17 protein-coding genes and 1 tRNA gene are annotated in these 15124 nt (G+C 55.5%); 9 read left to right on the top strand and 9 right to left on the bottom strand.

The window, feature by feature from the left end:
- Positions 1–157: 157 nt before the first annotated feature.
- Positions 158–233 (bottom strand) — tRNA-Phe (locus D5067_RS21065).
- Positions 234–401: 168 nt separating this feature from the next.
- Between D5067_RS21065 and D5067_RS21060 the strand changes: the two genes are divergently transcribed.
- The gene (locus D5067_RS21060) at positions 402–1247 is read left to right on the top strand and encodes an AraC family transcriptional regulator (protein WP_119935874.1); all 846 of its coding nucleotides are present in this window, start codon (positions 402–404) and stop codon (positions 1245–1247) included.
- A 36-nt stretch (positions 1248–1283) separates the two neighbouring features.
- Positions 1284–1874: a LysE family translocator gene (locus D5067_RS21055; protein ID WP_119935873.1), complete on the top strand. Its 591-nt coding sequence runs from the start codon at positions 1284–1286 to the stop codon at positions 1872–1874.
- Here D5067_RS21055 and D5067_RS21050 read toward each other — a convergent pair.
- The 5 genes from D5067_RS21050 to aspA all read right to left on the bottom strand — a co-directional run bounded on the left by D5067_RS21050 (position 1871) and on the right by aspA (position 7473).
- The gene (locus tag D5067_RS21050; protein ID WP_119935872.1) at positions 1871–2446 is read right to left on the bottom strand and encodes a transcriptional regulator; all 576 of its coding nucleotides are present in this window, start codon (positions 2444–2446) and stop codon (positions 1871–1873) included. The two genes, D5067_RS21055 and D5067_RS21050, sit on opposite strands and share 4 nt — an antisense overlap.
- 49 nt (positions 2447–2495) lie before the next feature.
- Positions 2496–4205: a protein-disulfide reductase DsbD gene (locus D5067_RS21045; protein ID WP_119935871.1), complete on the bottom strand. Its 1710-nt coding sequence runs from the start codon at positions 4203–4205 to the stop codon at positions 2496–2498.
- Entirely contained in the window at positions 4181–4504 is a 324-nt protein-coding gene (gene cutA / locus D5067_RS21040; protein WP_023334225.1) for a divalent cation tolerance protein CutA, read from the bottom strand. The genes D5067_RS21045 and cutA overlap by 25 nt, the downstream gene beginning before the upstream one ends.
- A gap of 113 nt (positions 4505–4617) precedes the next feature.
- Positions 4618–5919 carry an anaerobic C4-dicarboxylate transporter gene (locus D5067_RS21035; protein ID WP_119935870.1) on the bottom strand — a complete coding sequence of 434 codons (1302 nt, stop codon included), beginning with the start codon at positions 5917–5919 and terminating at the stop codon, positions 4618–4620.
- A 117-nt stretch (positions 5920–6036) separates the two neighbouring features.
- Complete coding sequence (gene aspA, locus D5067_RS21030) at positions 6037–7473, bottom strand: aspartate ammonia-lyase (RefSeq protein ID WP_119935869.1); 1437 nt, start codon at positions 7471–7473, stop codon at positions 6037–6039.
- A gap of 335 nt (positions 7474–7808) precedes the next feature.
- On the opposite strand from aspA, the gene D5067_RS21025 reads away from it, so the two are divergent.
- On the top strand, positions 7809–8273 hold the full coding sequence (locus D5067_RS21025) for an FxsA family protein (protein WP_168192643.1): 465 nt from the start codon (positions 7809–7811) through the stop codon (positions 8271–8273).
- Positions 8274–8296: 23 nt separating this feature from the next.
- Here D5067_RS21025 and yjeH read toward each other — a convergent pair whose 3' ends face one another.
- The gene (gene yjeH / locus D5067_RS21020; protein WP_119935867.1) at positions 8297–9544 is read right to left on the bottom strand and encodes an L-methionine/branched-chain amino acid transporter; all 1248 of its coding nucleotides are present in this window, start codon (positions 9542–9544) and stop codon (positions 8297–8299) included.
- 177 nt (positions 9545–9721) lie between these two features.
- On the opposite strand from yjeH, the gene D5067_RS21015 reads away from it, so the two are divergent.
- The 3 genes from D5067_RS21015 (at position 9722) to D5067_RS21005 (ending at position 12178) form a co-directional block, all read left to right on the top strand.
- On the top strand, positions 9722–10015 hold the full coding sequence (locus D5067_RS21015; RefSeq protein WP_003855929.1) for a co-chaperone GroES: 294 nt from the start codon (positions 9722–9724) through the stop codon (positions 10013–10015).
- A 31-nt stretch (positions 10016–10046) separates the two neighbouring features.
- Entirely contained in the window at positions 10047–11690 is a 1644-nt protein-coding gene (gene groL / locus D5067_RS21010) for a chaperonin GroEL (RefSeq protein ID WP_119935866.1), read from the top strand.
- Between the two features lie 134 nt (positions 11691–11824).
- Positions 11825–12178: a DUF4156 domain-containing protein gene (locus tag D5067_RS21005; protein WP_047346101.1), complete on the top strand. Its 354-nt coding sequence runs from the start codon at positions 11825–11827 to the stop codon at positions 12176–12178.
- 46 nt (positions 12179–12224) lie between these two features.
- On the opposite strand, the gene epmB is transcribed toward D5067_RS21005, so the two are convergent.
- Complete coding sequence (epmB, locus tag D5067_RS21000) at positions 12225–13253, bottom strand: EF-P beta-lysylation protein EpmB (protein ID WP_119935865.1); 1029 nt, start codon at positions 13251–13253, stop codon at positions 12225–12227.
- Positions 13254–13293: 40 nt separating this feature from the next.
- Between epmB and efp the strand changes: the two genes are divergently transcribed.
- The 3 genes from efp (at position 13294) to ecnB (ending at position 14305) form a co-directional block, all read left to right on the top strand.
- Complete coding sequence (gene efp / locus D5067_RS20995; protein ID WP_010427766.1) at positions 13294–13860, top strand: elongation factor P; 567 nt, start codon at positions 13294–13296, stop codon at positions 13858–13860.
- A gap of 58 nt (positions 13861–13918) precedes the next feature.
- Positions 13919–14050, top strand: coding sequence for an entericidin A/B family lipoprotein (locus D5067_RS20990; RefSeq protein ID WP_003855941.1), 132 nt, complete (start codon positions 13919–13921; stop codon positions 14048–14050).
- A gap of 108 nt (positions 14051–14158) precedes the next feature.
- On the top strand, positions 14159–14305 hold the full coding sequence (gene ecnB / locus D5067_RS20985) for a lipoprotein toxin entericidin B (protein WP_006178941.1): 147 nt from the start codon (positions 14159–14161) through the stop codon (positions 14303–14305).
- 39 nt (positions 14306–14344) lie between these two features.
- Here ecnB and D5067_RS20980 read toward each other — a convergent pair whose 3' ends face one another.
- Entirely contained in the window at positions 14345–14944 is a 600-nt protein-coding gene (locus D5067_RS20980; RefSeq protein WP_119935864.1) for a helix-turn-helix transcriptional regulator, read from the bottom strand.
- Positions 14945–15124 lie beyond the last annotated feature (180 nt).

Raw genomic sequence — 15124 nt, 5'->3', positions numbered from 1 at the left:
GTGCGGTTATTGTGGCTGAAAGTTCTGTTTTTTTAACCGTTAATCACGTTCAACACGTCACGGAGAAAAAGTGGGAAGCGGTGAAAGGCTTATGAGGGGTGAGTCTGGCGAACGCAGAAAAGCAAAAACCCAGCCATTGGCTGGGTTCTTTAAATAGTGGTGCCCGGACTCGGAATCGAACCAAGGACACGGGGATTTTCAATCCCCTGCTCTACCGACTGAGCTATCCGGGCAACGGAGCGCATTAAACCGCAATCGCGCCGGATGGTCAACATTATTTCGGGAAAAGCTGTTCAACTGCTTAAGTTTGCGGCAGTCTGTCGGTTTGTGCGGCGAAATGCACAAATCTTCCAGACAGATCTCGTGCACTGTGGCAATGCTGATAGCAAGAGGAGGGCAGTATGGCGAATGACTGGCTTGAACTGCGTCAGCATGCAGATACGGGTATTGAGACAATTAAAGCGCACTTCGAAGGCCATGCCTACGATCCGCACTGGCACGACAGCTATCTGGTCGGCATCACTCTCTCGGGGACCCAGCAGTTCCACTGTCGCCGCGAGCGCCACTGGAGCCAACCGGGTGATGCTTTTTTACTGGAGCCCGGCGAAATTCACGACGGTAAAGCGCCGACAGAAGGGGGATTTACCTACCTGACCTTCTACCTGGATGCGCAATGGCTGACCGACACGCTGCATGGGTTATACGAATCCGCACCCGGCAGTTATTCACTCCACTTTGCTCAAACGCTGACGCGAGAGCCGCAGCTGGTCCGCGCTATCGGCGAGACTTTTTCAACGTTGCATAACGACGAGATGAAAATCGTCCAGCAGAGCACAATGGATAATCTGCTCTCACAGATCACCGCCCACTGTCACTGGCGAAAAAAATGTCCGTCACCGATACAAAGCGCCGCCGTGGCGCATCGCGTGCGCGATTACCTCTACGCCCATATCGGTGAAAACGTGGGGCTGTCCGATCTCGCGCGTGAGGCGGGCACCGATCGCTTTACCCTGACCCGCAGTTTTAAGCGAGAGTTCCACCTGGCGCCGCATGCCTGGCTTATTCAGCTGCGCCTGGCCAGGGCGCGTCAGCTGCTGGCGCAGGGAGAGCTGCCTGTAGATGTTGCGGCGGCGGTGGGGTTTGCCGACCAAAGCCATCTTGGACGCTGGTTCCAGCGCGCCTATCGCATCTCGCCCGCGCACTACCGCCGGCTGTGCACAAACCTTCCAGACGTTTCCAGAAAATAACGGCACATTGAGGGCTCTTATAAAAAGGAGCCACCCGTGAGCCTGATCCCTTTTCTGCTGTTTGCGTTTGTCGCCTCAATCACGCCGGGGCCTACCAATATTCTGGTGCTGACCAACAGCCAGCACTTTGGCGTAAAAAATACCGTCCCGGCCATTCTGGGCGCCTGTACTGCGGCGAGCGCGATCGTACTGGTATCAGGTGCGGGGGCAGGGGAAGTGCTTCGTCAGTACCCCCTGATCCGCCAGATAATGAGCTGGGCGGGCGTGCTGTGGCTAAGCTGGATGAGCTGGCAGCTGTTTAGCGCGCCCGCGGCAAACCTCTCCTCTAGAAACCCCACCCGCTTCACCGCACAAGCGGCAGCGCTGCTACAGATTGTGAACCCGAAAACGTGGATGATGGCGCTGGCGGTGGTCAGCCTGTTTGCGCCTGCCAGCGAGCACGCGCTACGGGATATTGCGCTGATGGCGCTGTGGTTCCTGGCGATCTCTGTGGGGTGTCTGATGTGCTGGGCGTGGCTGGGGAAGGCGGTAAACCGATTATTTCGCACCACCGTGGCGATGGTGCGATTTCAGCGCCTGATGGCGCTGTGTCTGTTTGTCTCTGCCTGGGCAGGCATGCTGGCTTAAGTCAGCGCGCCGCCCATACGGCACTGCGCGAAGCGCAGAATATCTTCAGCAAGACGGTGAGCCGTATCTACATCGGCCTGGCTGCGGTTAACCAGCATGCGGCTCAGGCATCCTTCGAGCACCAGTTCCATCTGCTTTGCCACCATCGCCGGGTCGTCCACCTCAAGCGTGGTCAGCAGCTCGTGGGTAAAATCATGCGCCGCCCGTTTTTGCTGATCCGCCAGTTGGTGGATAGGGTGCCCGGGGTCCGGGAAGTACGTGCAGGCGGCGATAAACAGACAGCCCGGATAGCGGTTGTTGCTGACGCAATCGGTCAGGGCGGTATACCGCGCCAGCAGCTTTTGCTCGGCGGTCAGCTCTTCATTCAGCATCAGCTGCCTGCGCCAGATATCCACCTGCTGGCTGAGATAGCGCAGGGCATCGTACAGCAGCGCCTCTTTATCGGGCCAGAAACGCGTGAGTTCGTCCAGCGGGTAATCGATACGGTCGGCTACCATCTCAAGCGTGGTGCTGGCGATCCCTTGTATTTCAAGTAATTGTAGGGCTTGTCCCAGTACGTCTTCGCGTTGCACGGTTTTCTCCTCCGTTATTCCCAACGGTTTGTCCCGTTTCAAGTGTTGTTTACGGTTGGCGATCGCGCAAATGCGCATTGAACGCCGCGGCATCCATAAACCCGGTTACACGCTGCGCCTGCTGCTCTTCCCCACGTTCATTGAAGAACAGGATCGTCGGCAGGCCGAGCACGTTAAGCTGTTTTAGCAGGGCCTTATCCTGCGCGCTGTTTGCGGTAACGTTCGCCTGAAGCAGAACGGTCTCCTTCAGCGAGCGCTGCACCTGCGGGTCGCTGAAGGTGTACTTTTCAAACTCTTTACAGGCTACACACCAGTCGGCATAGAGGTCGAGCATAACCGGTTTGCCTTTCGCCCGCGCCAGCGCGGCGTTAAGTTCATCCACGTTTTTAATCTGCGTGAAATTCAGGTGCGCCTGCGTCTGGCCTGCAGGTGAGCCGAATGCCCAGTCCTGAAGTGGGCGTACGCTCACCAGCGCGGCCGCCAGCAGAAGGATTTGCATTACGCGCATCCACGGTTTTTTTGCCCCAAGGCTGACGATAAACGCCCAGGAGAAAAATGCTACGCCGAGTATTGCCCACAGGCGCATGCCCCAGACGTCACCGATGATGCGCTCAAGCAGGAATACCGGCAGCGCCAGGATGACGAAACCAAACGCGGTTTTCACCGTCTCCATCCACGGGCCGCTCTTCGGCAGCAGGCGGTTGCCAAACACCGTTACCAGAATCAGCGGCAGGCCCATGCCCAGCGCGTAAAGATACAGCGTGCCGCCGCCAAGCCACATGTTGCCGCTTTGGGCGATATACAACAGGATGGCACTGAGCGGTGCGGTGGTGCAGGGAGAGCAGATTAACCCGGCGATAGCGCCCATCGCGAACACCCCGCCTGCCGATCCGCCCTGCTGACGGTTACTCATCAGCGTTAAGCGGGTTTGCAGGGTGGAGGGCAGCTGCAGCGTGAACAGGCCAAACATCGACAGCGCTAGCAGGATAAACACCGCAGACAGGCCGATAAGCACGTAAGGGTGCTGAAGCGCCGCCTGGAACTGCAGCCCGGCCGCGGCGACCACGAGGCCAAGCGCCGTGTAGGTCAACGCCATCCCCTGCACGTAGATAAACGCCAGCAGCAGCGCGCGCGCGGTGGAAAGGCGTTGCTTACCGCCCAGCACGATGCCGGAAATGAGCGGGTACATCGGCAGAACGCACGGCGTAAAGGCAATGCCGATACCAATAAGCAAGGCCCAGAGCGCTGAGAACGGAAGATCTGAAGCGGCTTCGCCTTCCCCCCTCACCCCGGCCCTCTCCCCGGAGGGAAGAGGGGAAAAGGCGGAGGCGGCTTTCACTTCGCTGAGGGGCACGACCTTCGTTTCGGGCGGATAGCAGAATCCCGCGTCGGCGCAGCCCTGATACGTTACGGTCAGCGTTGCGCCTTTGTCGGCCTGGTTCACCGTAACGGGCACGCTTAAGCGCTGGCGGTAAATTTCACTCTTACCGTAAAACTCGTCCTCATGCCACTCGCCCGCGGGCATCTGCAGTGCACCCACCTTCGCCCGAGCTGGGGTGATGCTGACCTGTTTGCGGTAGAGGTAGTAGCCCTCTTTTACCTGCCAGGTGAGGCTAAGGTCGTGCTGGTTTTGCTGAAAGTCGAAAACGAACGCCTGGTCGGCAGGAATAAAGTTCGAACGGCCGGGCGCGTCAAATAACCCGGCAAAAGCTGACGTGCTGCACAGCAGCAGGATCAGCGTAAGGAAGCGTTGAGCCATGAGAGATAATCGTTATCGCCGTGGACCACTGGCAGCACCAGCAGTTCCGGAGTTTGGTAAGGATGATGAGATTTGAGGCAGTCGAGTAGCGCCTGCTGATTCGCCGGATTGGTTTTGAGCAACATCTGGACTTCATACTCCTGCTCCAGCTTGCCTTCCCAGTAGTAGAGAGACGTCGCGCCAGGAAGAAGTGTTACGCAGGCAGCCAGTTTTTCGGCCAGCACTTTGGCGGCGAGATCCTGGGCAGAGGCTTCATCAGGGGCGGTGCACAGTACGACAACAGCATCAGGCGTGTTCACAAGTCGACCTCCTCATCACGGAAGACTTCACTATATCACGCGAGGCGGTTGGTCATTAATGAAACGGGCCGCAGAGCGGCCCGATTTTAACTATTTTTACAACGGCTCGCCGTTTACAGCACCACGCCGCCGATGATAAAGCCGAGGATAACGCAAAGGGAGATCGCGACCACGCCCGGGATCAGGAACGCGTGGTTAAACACGTACTTACCGATGCGGGTCGAGCCGGTGTCATCCATCTCAACCGCAGCCAGCAGGGTTGGGTAGGTCGGCAGGACGAACAGCGCAGAAACCGCCGCGAAAGAGGCAATGGCCGTCAGCGGGGTAACGCCCAGCATCAGTGCCGCAGGCATCAGCGCCTTGGTGGTCGCCGCCTGGGAGTAGAGCAGGGTGGCGGCAAAGAACAGCACCACGGCCAGCAGCCACGGGTAGTTATGCAGCAGGTCGCCGGCCACGGTCTGAATGTCGCTGATGTGCGCTTTCACGAAGGTATCGCCAAGCCATGCCACGCCCAGTACGCACACGCAGGCGCTCATACCGGACTTGAAGGTGCTGGCGTTCAGCACTTCGCTGGTGTCGATTTTACAGGTGATGCTTATCAGCGTTGCGATGGTCAACATGAAGACCACGATCGCTTCGTTACGCGGCAGGACCGGGTTTTGAATCAGGCCCACGGTGTCGCTAATGGCGGTGGCGTAGAACATCACCGCGATAATACCGATCAGGAACAGCAGCACGGAGCGTTTTGCGTGTGGCTTAAGCTCGAAGACCTGGCTGCCGCGCAGCTTCACTTCACCTTTCGCCAGGCGTTCCTGGTAAACCGGATCGTCCTTCAGCTCGGCGCCGAGGAAGTTACACAGTACGGCGGTGATCATCACGGCAATCAGCGTCACCGGAATACAGATCGCCAGCAGCGTGAGGTAGCTTACGCCCATTGGCTCAAGGATACCGGCGAAAAAGACCACGGCGGCGGAAATCGGCGAGGCGGTGATGGCAATCTGGGACGCCACAACCGCGATAGAGAGCGGACGGGATGGACGAATGCCCTGCTCTTTCGCTACTTCGGTGATAACCGGCAGGGTGGAGAACGCCGTGTGGCCTGTGCCGGCGAGAATGGTCATAAACCAGGTCACCAGCGGAGCAAGGAAGGTTATATATTTGGGATGGCGGCGCAACATACGCTCCGCCAGGCTCACCAGGTAGTCCATACCGCCCGCCACCTGCATGGCCGCGATAGCAGCGATAACTGCCATGATGATTTCGATAACGTCAAAAGGGATAGCGCCGGGCTTAATCTGAAAGATAAGGGTAAGAACGAGCACCCCGAGACCGCCGGCAAAACCGATGCCGATACCCCCGAGTCTTGCTCCCAAATAAATCGCCAACAGGACGATGACGAGTTCTGCTCCAAACATAAGTGCCTTCCTTGTTTATTAACAAGTTGATATTAAATTGTTGTGTAATTGGTAATGCTTAAAAAGAAAAAAGGCACGTCACAAGTGACGTGCCTTTCGGAAGCTTAGCCTGAACTGTTACTGTTCGCTTTCATCGGTATAACGTTTCGCTTTATACGCCGGATGCATCAGGTTCTGGGCCGAGAAGATATCGTCCAGCTCGGCTTCGGTCAACAATCCTCGCTCAAGAACCACTTCACGCACGCTCTTACCGGTTTCAGCACAAATCTTTCCGACGATGTCGCCGTTGTGGTGGCCGATGAACGGGTTGAGGTAGGTGACGATCCCGATGGAGTTATACACGTAGCTTTCACACACTTCTTTATTTGCAGTGATCCCGTTAATGCATTTCTCCAGCAGGTTGTAGCAGGCGTTGGTCAGGATGTGGATGGATTCAAACATCGCCTGGCCAATGACCGGCTCCATCACGTTCAGCTGCAGCTGACCGGCCTCGGAGGCCATGGTCACGGTGGAGTCGTTGCCGATGACTTTAAAGCAGACCTGGTTCACCACTTCTGGCACCACCGGGTTGACCTTGGCTGGCATGATAGAAGAACCCGCCTGCAGCTCTGGCAGGTTGATTTCGTTCAGGCCAGCGCGCGGGCCGGAAGAGAGCAGGCGCAGGTCGTTACAGATTTTGGACAGTTTCACCGCAAGGCGTTTCAGGGCGCTGTGCACCATCACGTAGGCGCCGCAGTCGGAGGTGGCTTCAATCAGGTCTTCTGCAGCCACTACCGGCAGGTTAGAAACTTCAGCCAGCTTCTGCACGGCCAGCTGCTGATAGCCGTCCGGCGTGTTCAGACGTGTACCGATGGCGGTGGCGCCCAGGTTCACTTCCAGCAGCAGCTCGGACGTGCGCAGCATGTTTTTGGTTTCTTCATTCAGCAGCACGTTAAACGCGTGGAATTCCTGACCGAGGGTCATGGGTACCGCGTCCTGCAGCTGGGTGCGGCCCATCTTCAGGATGTCCTGGAATTCAACCGCTTTGCGCTGGAAGCCGTCGCCCAGCTGGTTAATTGCGTCGACCAGTTTCACCACGGAGGCATAGACCGCGATGCGGAAGCCGGTAGGGTAGGCGTCGTTGGTGGACTGGCATTTGTTCACGTGGTCGTTCGGATTGAGGTACTGGTATTCACCTTTCTGATGACCCATCAGCTCCAGGCCGATGTTTGCCAATACTTCGTTGGTATTCATGTTGACGGAGGTACCCGCGCCGCCCTGATAGACGTCAACCGGGAACTGATCCATGCACTTGCCGTTGTTCAGCACTTCATCGCAGGCGGCGATAATCGCATTTGCAGCGCTTTTTGGGATGGTTTGCAGCTCTTTGTTCGCCAGCGCTGCGGCTTTCTTCACCATCACCATGCCGCGCACAAATTCAGGGATATCGCTGATTTTGCTGTTGCTGATGTAGAAGTTTTCAATCGCTCTCAGAGTGTGAATACCGTAGTAGGCATCCGCTGGAACTTCCCTGGTACCCAACAAATCTTCTTCGATACGAATGTTGTTTAACATGTGAACCTTCTTTTCAAGCTGCCGATGGATTGTACTAAACACACAGTATATATGTGGTTTTGAATATTTTCTGACCGACGATTATTCCCTCAATCGGCCAGATGTTCGAGATCATATGCTGATGATAGCGAATTGCCGTAAGCTGGATCACTTATTATCGACCCGATTTCATGATAATTATTAATCTGTGAAATGGGTCACCGCTTTAATATTTCCCAAAAAAATATCCGTGCAAACCGATTGAATTTTGGCTAACCGTCACCATCTCTTACAGACGCGTGATGCGAACACATTCAGACAGGGGCCAGACGGCACCTGCCCTACAGGAGATGCCAGTGCGCTGGATACCGTTTATTGCTTTCTTTCTCTATGTTTACGTAGAGATTTCGATTTTCATCCAGGTTGCCCACGTGCTGGGCGTCCTGCTGACGCTGATTCTGGTGATCTTCACCTCCGTCATCGGCATGTCGCTGGTGCGTAATCAAGGTTTCAAAAATTTCCTGTTAATGCAGCAGAAGATGGCCGCAGGCGAAAGTCCGGCAGCCGAGATGATCAAAAGCGTGTCGCTGATTATTGCCGGCCTGCTGCTGATCCTGCCGGGGTTCTTCACGGATTTCCTCGGCCTGCTGCTGCTGTTGCCGCCGGTGCAAAAGCATCTGACCATGAAGCTGCTGCCGCATCTGCGCTTCAGCCGTATGCCGGGCGGTGGGTTCAGCACCGGGCCGGGCGAGACGTTTGACGGTGAATATCAGCGTAAGGACGACCAGCGCGACCGTTTAGATCATAAAGACGATCGGTAATTTTTTTGCCCGGTGGCGCTTCGCTACCGGGCCTGCTGTTTTTGCCGCTTTGGTAAAAATACCCACAGCCCCGCCAGCATGACCATGGCGTATACGCTCCTCCATCCCACCATCGCCAGCAGCGCCAGGCAAAGGATGCCTCCGACGGCTGCCAGCGCTTTGAAGCGGCCTTTCAGCAGGCGACAGCCTGCCAGCATGCACAGCAGATAAATCATGATGAAAATGCCGTTAGCGTAGACAATCAGCGCATCCAGATTGATATTCAGCCCGTAAATGCACAGCGTGCTCAGCACACAGCAGCCCAGTACGGCATTCAGCGCGTTCAGCGGAAGCTGACGTTTAGACAGGCGGGCCAGGCGGCTTTCGGGCTTATACAGCGCCTGAGACCACACCAGGCGGGCAAAGCTCTGAATATAGATATTCAGGCTGGCAAAGCAGGCAAGATAGCCAATGACGCAGGCTACCCACAGCGCCTTCACGCCAAACAGCTCCACCACGATGCCCGGCAGCGATGCGGCAGCTGCTTTATCTGCGCCAAACGCGTTGAAGTGCAGCACCAGCACGGTACAGGCCCAGTAAACCGTGCCCGCCAGCAGCAGGCCAATCATCAGCGCGCGTGGGAAATCACGCTCGGGTTGTTTAAACTCCGACGCCAGATGGGCAAACGCTTCAAGCCCGACAAAGCACCAGAACATCACCGAAAGCGCGGCGAACAGCTGCGAATGGTCAACCTCCGTCACCGCCGGAAACGGGATCTCCGCCACGGAGATATCGCCCGCCCACCAGATGGCGGCAATCAGCGCGACAATCATTATCGCAACCAGCGTCTGCAGGTTGGCGCTGGAGCTCGCCCCGCGTGACCCCACCCACCAGATAATCGCCAGCGTGCCCAGCTCTGCCAGCAGCAGCTGTTCGTTATGCCAGCCAAACAGCGCCTGCCCAAAGCCGGTCGCAATATGCAGCGCAGCAGGCAGGCCAACCGGGATCACGGAGAGAAACAGCCAGCCGGTGACGCGCTCCAGGCGTGGCCCAAAGGCCATGCCGACAAAGTGCGCCACGCCGCCAGCGCTGGGAAAATGCCGCCCCAGTATGGCAAAGACTATCGCTACCGGAAAAACCAGCACGATCAGGACCGGCCACGCCCACAGGCTGTTATCTCCGGCCACCAGCGCCGCCAGTGCCGGAACGGCAAAAACCCCTGTCCCTAACAGGGAGGTTGAGAGTAAACCCACGCCCTGCGCCAGCCCCAGCTCCTGTTTGAGTCCACTCATTTACGTCGTCCCGCCCCCATCAAAAGAAGGCGATGGTAACACTTTCGCAAATTTTTTTTCGACTACCCCTTGAAGGGGTAAAATCCGACCCCCATCTCTCAGGGCACTAGTCGGAAAACCGCGTGCGGACCGGCGTCATCCATAACTGATAATGACTTTCTCAAAGGAGAGCTATCAATGAGTATTCGTCCGTTACATGATCGTGTGATCGTCAAACGTAAAGAAGTTGAAACCAAGTCTGCTGGCGGCATTGTTCTGACCGGTTCTGCAGCAGCCAAATCAACGCGTGGCGAAATCATCGCTGTCGGTAAGGGCCGCATCCTGGAAAACGGAACTGTGCAGCCGCTGGACGTTAAAGTTGGTGACATCGTAATTTTCAACGATGGCTACGGCGTGAAATCCGAGAAGATCGACAATGAAGAAGTGTTGATCATGTCCGAGAGCGACATTCTGGCAATTGTTGAAGCGTAATTTACGCACGAGAATTTGAGGAAATAAGAACATGGCAGCTAAAGACGTAAAATTCGGTAACGACGCTCGTGTGAAAATGCTCCGCGGCGTAAACGTACTGGCAGACGCAGTTAAAGTGACCCTGGGCCCGAAAGGCCGTAACGTAGTGCTGGATAAATCCTTCGGCGCGCCAACCATCACCAAAGATGGTGTTTCTGTAGCACGTGAAATCGAGCTGGAAGACAAGTTCGAAAACATGGGCGCGCAGATGGTGAAAGAAGTTGCCTCTAAAGCGAACGACGCTGCAGGCGACGGTACCACCACCGCGACCGTACTGGCGCAGGCTATCATCACCGAAGGTCTGAAAGCCGTTGCGGCGGGCATGAACCCGATGGATCTGAAACGTGGTATCGACAAAGCGGTTGTCGCTGCTGTTGAAGAGCTGAAAGCGCTGTCCGTACCGTGCTCTGACTCTAAAGCCATTGCTCAGGTTGGTACTATCTCCGCTAACTCCGACGAAACCGTAGGTAAACTGATCGCAGAAGCGATGGATAAAGTCGGTAAAGAAGGCGTGATCACCGTTGAAGACGGTACCGGTCTGGAAGACGAACTGGACGTGGTTGAAGGTATGCAGTTCGACCGTGGCTACCTGTCCCCATACTTCATCAACAAGCCAGAGACTGGCGCTGTTGAGCTGGAAAGCCCGTTCATCCTGCTGGCTGACAAAAAAATCTCCAACATCCGCGAAATGCTGCCAGTGCTGGAAGCCGTTGCGAAAGCAGGCAAGCCGCTGGTTATCATCGCTGAAGACGTTGAAGGCGAAGCGCTGGCGACGCTGGTGGTTAACACCATGCGCGGCATCGTGAAAGTGGCTGCGGTTAAAGCACCTGGCTTCGGCGATCGCCGTAAAGCAATGCTGCAGGATATCGCGACTCTGACCGGCGGTACCGTTATCTCTGAAGAGATCGGTATGGAGCTGGAAAAAGCGACCCTGGAAGACCTGGGCCAGGCTAAACGCGTTGTGATCAACAAAGACACCACCACCATCATCGATGGCGTGGGTGAAGAAGGCGCTATTCAGGGCCGTGTTGGTCAGATCCGTAAGCAGATCGAAGAAGCAACTTCCGATTACGACCGTGAAAAACTGCAGGAACGCGTAGCGAAACTGGCTGGCGGCGTTGCGGTAATCAAAGTTGGTGCGGCGACCGAAGTTGAAATGAAAGAGAAAAAAGCACGCGTTGACGATGCCCTGCACGCGACCCGTGCTGCGGTAGAAGAAGGCGTAGTTGCTGGTGGTGGCGTTGCGCTGGTGCGCGTTGCCGCTAAACTGGCAGGCCTGACCGCTCAGAACGAAGATCAGAACGTGGGTATCAAAGTTGCGCTGCGCGCGATGGAAGCTCCTCTGCGTCAGATCGTGTCCAACGCCGGTGAAGAGCCGTCAGTTGTGACCAACAACGTGAAAGCGGGCGAAGGTAACTACGGTTACAACGCGGCAACTGAAGAATACGGCAACATGATCGACTTCGGTATTCTGGACCCAACGAAAGTAACCCGTTCTGCTCTGCAGTACGCGGCCTCTGTCGCTGGCCTGATGATCACTACCGAGTGCATGGTGACCGACCTGCCTAAAGGCGACGCGCCTGACTTAGGTGCTGCAGGTATGGGCGGCATGGGCGGTATGGGCGGCATGATGTAATCGTGCGCTCTACTGCGTAGAATGTGAAAAACCCCTGGGCAGAAATGCTCGGGGGTTTTTCTTTTGGTCATCTTTTAGGTATAAGGTCTACACACGGACAACTACTGTCCAGCTTATTGAAACCGAGGAATAACATGCGCGTAAAAGTCTGTGCAGGGATCGTAGGAGCAGCGTTGCTGCTGGCGGGTTGTAGCTCCAGCAATGAGCTGTCGGCAGCGGGCCAGGGCGTTCGCTTTGTTGAAGATAAGCCGGGCAGTGAATGCCAGCTGTTAGGTACGGCCTCTGGCGAGCAAAGCAACTGGATGTCAGGCCAGCATGGCGAAGAGGGCGGCTCTATGCGCGGTGCGGCAAACGCCCTGCGTAATCAGGCTGCGGCAATGGGCGGCAACGTGATTTACGGCGTGAGCAGCCCAACGCAGGGGATGCTGTCCAGCTTCGTACCGACCGCCAGCCAGATGAATGGCCAGGTCTATAAGTGCCCGAACTGATTACCTTTTCCCTCTCCCACCGGGAGAGGGTTAGGGTGAGGGGAAACTAGCTTTGCCGCAGCTGCAAGTCCAGCGGCGTCTTGCTCGGCTCACCGCCAATCTCGCGTGCCAGCTTCGGCACCATATAGCCAGAAACCAGCGTCAACAGTTCGCGCATAATCTGCCGGGCTTCTTCATCCGTCACCATGAAATGCGCCGCGCCCTGAACGCGATCCAGCACGTGCAGGTAATAGGGCAGCACGCCCGCATCAAATAACGCATTGCTCAGATCCGCCAGCACCCGAGCGCTGTCATTCACGCCGCGCAGCAGCACGCTCTGGTTCAGCAGCGTCACGCCCGTCTTACGCAGATGCGCCATTGCCGCCCGAAATTCATCGTCAATTTCGTTCGCGTGGTTAATGTGGTTCACCAGCAGCACCTGCAATCGAGACTGCTCAATGCGTGATACCAGCCCGTCAGTGATACGCGCGGGAATAACAATCGGTAAACGGCTGTGGATGCGCAGGCGCTTAATGTGCGGGATGGCTTCCAGCTGCGTCAGCAGCCAGTCCAGCTCGTTGTCTTTCGCCATCAGCGGGTCGCCGCCGGAAAAAATAATCTCGTCCAGCTCGGGATGCGCTGCGATGTAGTCCAGCGCAACCTGCCAGTTGCGCTTATTGCCCTGGTTTTCGGCATACGGGAAGTGTCGGCGGAAGCAATAACGGCAATTTACCGCGCAGCCGCCTTTCACCAACAGCAGGGCACGGTTGAGGTATTTGTGCAGCAAACCGGGCACGACGCTGTGCTGTTCTTCCAGCGGATCGGTGCTGTAGCCGGGGGCAGTGACAAACTCATCCTGCGAGGTAAGCGTCTGTTTTAGTAGCGGATCGTCAGGGTTTCCCTTCTCCATACGCGCAACAAACGCGCGGGGCACGCGCAGGGCAAAAAGCCGCTTTGCCTCACGGCCTTCAAGCAACTCTTTATGCTGATCGAGGTCTAAAAGACGCAGCAATTCATCAGGACTGGTGATTACATCGGCAAGTTGCGATAACCAATCTTCTCTGGACGGGGTGTTTAGGGTTACAATATGCGCCATTTTGTGGCTTAGCTACCAGTTAACAAATTTAGAGGGCCTTATGGCAACGTACTATAGCAACGATTTTCGTGCTGGTCTTAAAATCATGATGGACGGCGAACCGTATGCGGTTGAAGCCAGCGAATTCGTTAAACCAGGTAAAGGCCAGGCATTCGCACGCGTTAAGCTGCGCCGCCTGCTGACCGGCACCCGTGTAGAGAAAACCTTCAAGTCTACTGACTCCGCTGAAGGCGCTGATGTTGTCGATATGAACCTGACTTACCTGTACAACGACGGTGAGTTCTATCATTTCATGAACAACTCTACTTTCGAACAGCTGTCTGCTGATGAGAAAGCGGTAGGCGACAGCGCTAAATGGCTGCTGGATCAGGCTGAATGCATCGTGACCCTGTGGAACGGTCAGCCTATCGCTGTAACCCCACCAAACTTTGTAGAGCTGGAAATCGTTGAAACCGATCCAGGCCTGAAAGGTGACACCGCAGGTACTGGCGGTAAGCCAGCCAAACTGTCTACCGGTGCAGTGGTTAAAGTTCCACTGTTCGTACAGACTGGTGAAGTGATCAAAGTGGATACCCGCTCCGGCGAATACGTATCCCGCGTGAAGTAATTTACGTCATGATTGAAGGCGCAGCGCCCGCTGCGCCTTATTTTTTCAGGCAGGGATGATGAAACGCACCGTTAAAATTCTGCTTCTGTTAGCGCTCTCCAGCGCAATCCTTTCCGGGTGCAATACCGCGCGGGGTATGGGTGAGGATATCCAGGATCTCGGCCATATCATTTCTCACGCAGCCAGCTAAAAACGTCTAATTTTCCTAAAAATACTTCCTTCTCCGTCAAATGGCGGGATCTTGTCTATCCTTAAGTTGCTATACACAAAACAACTTTGGCTATAAAAGGAATATATTATGGTTAAGAAAACAATTGCAGCGATCTTTTCTGTCCTGGTGCTTTCTTCAGTACTGACTGCATGTAACACCACTCGCGGCGTAGGGGAAGATATCTCCGACGGTGGTAGTGCTATTTCGGGTGCAGCGACGAAAGCGCAGAACTAATGAAGCATGGCGGTACGGCGCAACTATTTCACCGTACCGTCAATTATCCACTTCCTGTGGCGTTAAAAACGGGGAATAGCGTGTATCCATATGGAGCTTCATGCGGATATTTCGTTTGTAGGTATAAACCGTTTTACCGTTAATGCTCAGATGGCTGGCAATCTTTTGGTTGCTCGCACCGTCCATCCACAGCGTCAGCACTTTTTCCTCCTGCCGCGTCAGCAGCGGGGCGGCCACCTGTGGGATCTCTACGCTTGCGCACGAGGTCAGCGCATCATTAATGACCGTTGCTAGCGCCTCCAGATCGGCATTTTTGGACAATGAGGCCCATACCGGGAAATGTCCCACGAAGTCTGTCATGCCCTGTTCTTCACCTGACTCCAGTAAAATAAAGGGCAGCGTTTCGCTGGCTATCAGCAGGGAAGACAATTGCTGGTAAGGATGAAATTCCTGTTTGAAACCGTGTAGGTCAGCGATGACCAGCGTCGGCTTCCATTGCAGGATATGCTCTCTGGCAAGGAAAAGATTGTTTAACCCGGTTACGACGAAATGGCCCGGAAACAGGCCTGAATGATTGAGCCACGCTTCAAAACCCGTGCGGGTGAAGTGACAACGGTCAATCAAGAGAATTTTGAACATGTAGTATTCGCAGTCGGCTAGTGGTTTGGCTTCCTGCCATCAGAAAGCATATCATCATAGAGAAGTCCGATGAGTGATAAATGGCTGAACTACGCGCCATACTGCGGCTATTTCCGGGCTTAACCCGTTCGGTAGAAAAGGATTGAAAAAAAATCGTACGCTAACCAAAATATAACGCGT

The sequence above is a fragment of the Enterobacter huaxiensis genome (assembly GCF_003594935.2).
In the GTDB taxonomy this organism is placed as follows: Bacteria; Pseudomonadota; Gammaproteobacteria; order Enterobacterales; family Enterobacteriaceae; genus Enterobacter; species Enterobacter huaxiensis.
Note: the sequence above shows the minus strand (reverse complement) of the source record. Positions and strands in the feature narration are given on the sequence as shown.

Bases quoted from the DNA above. Each gene is read 5' to 3' on its own strand.
- D5067_RS20990 (WP_003855941.1), top strand. From the start codon at position 13,919: ATGAAACGCACCGTTAAAATTCTGCTTCTGTTAGCGCTCTCCAGCGCA.
- yjeH (WP_119935867.1), bottom strand. From the start codon at position 9,544: ATGAGTGGACTCAAACAGGAGCTGGGGCTGGCGCAGGGCGTGGGTTTA.
- aspA (WP_119935869.1), bottom strand. From the start codon at position 7,473: ATGTTAAACAACATTCGTATCGAAGAAGATTTGTTGGGTACCAGGGAA.
- D5067_RS21015 (WP_003855929.1), top strand. From the start codon at position 9,722: ATGAGTATTCGTCCGTTACATGATCGTGTGATCGTCAAACGTAAAGAA.
- D5067_RS21035 (WP_119935870.1), bottom strand. From the start codon at position 5,919: ATGTTTGGAGCAGAACTCGTCATCGTCCTGTTGGCGATTTATTTGGGA.
- efp (WP_010427766.1), top strand. From the start codon at position 13,294: ATGGCAACGTACTATAGCAACGATTTTCGTGCTGGTCTTAAAATCATG.
- D5067_RS21060 (WP_119935874.1), top strand. From the start codon at position 402: ATGGCGAATGACTGGCTTGAACTGCGTCAGCATGCAGATACGGGTATT.
- ecnB (WP_006178941.1), top strand. From the start codon at position 14,159: ATGGTTAAGAAAACAATTGCAGCGATCTTTTCTGTCCTGGTGCTTTCT.
- D5067_RS21045 (WP_119935871.1), bottom strand. From the start codon at position 4,205: ATGGCTCAACGCTTCCTTACGCTGATCCTGCTGCTGTGCAGCACGTCA.
- groL (WP_119935866.1), top strand. From the start codon at position 10,047: ATGGCAGCTAAAGACGTAAAATTCGGTAACGACGCTCGTGTGAAAATG.
- D5067_RS20980 (WP_119935864.1), bottom strand. From the start codon at position 14,944: ATGTTCAAAATTCTCTTGATTGACCGTTGTCACTTCACCCGCACGGGT.
- D5067_RS21005 (WP_047346101.1), top strand. From the start codon at position 11,825: ATGCGCGTAAAAGTCTGTGCAGGGATCGTAGGAGCAGCGTTGCTGCTG.
- epmB (WP_119935865.1), bottom strand. From the start codon at position 13,253: ATGGCGCATATTGTAACCCTAAACACCCCGTCCAGAGAAGATTGGTTA.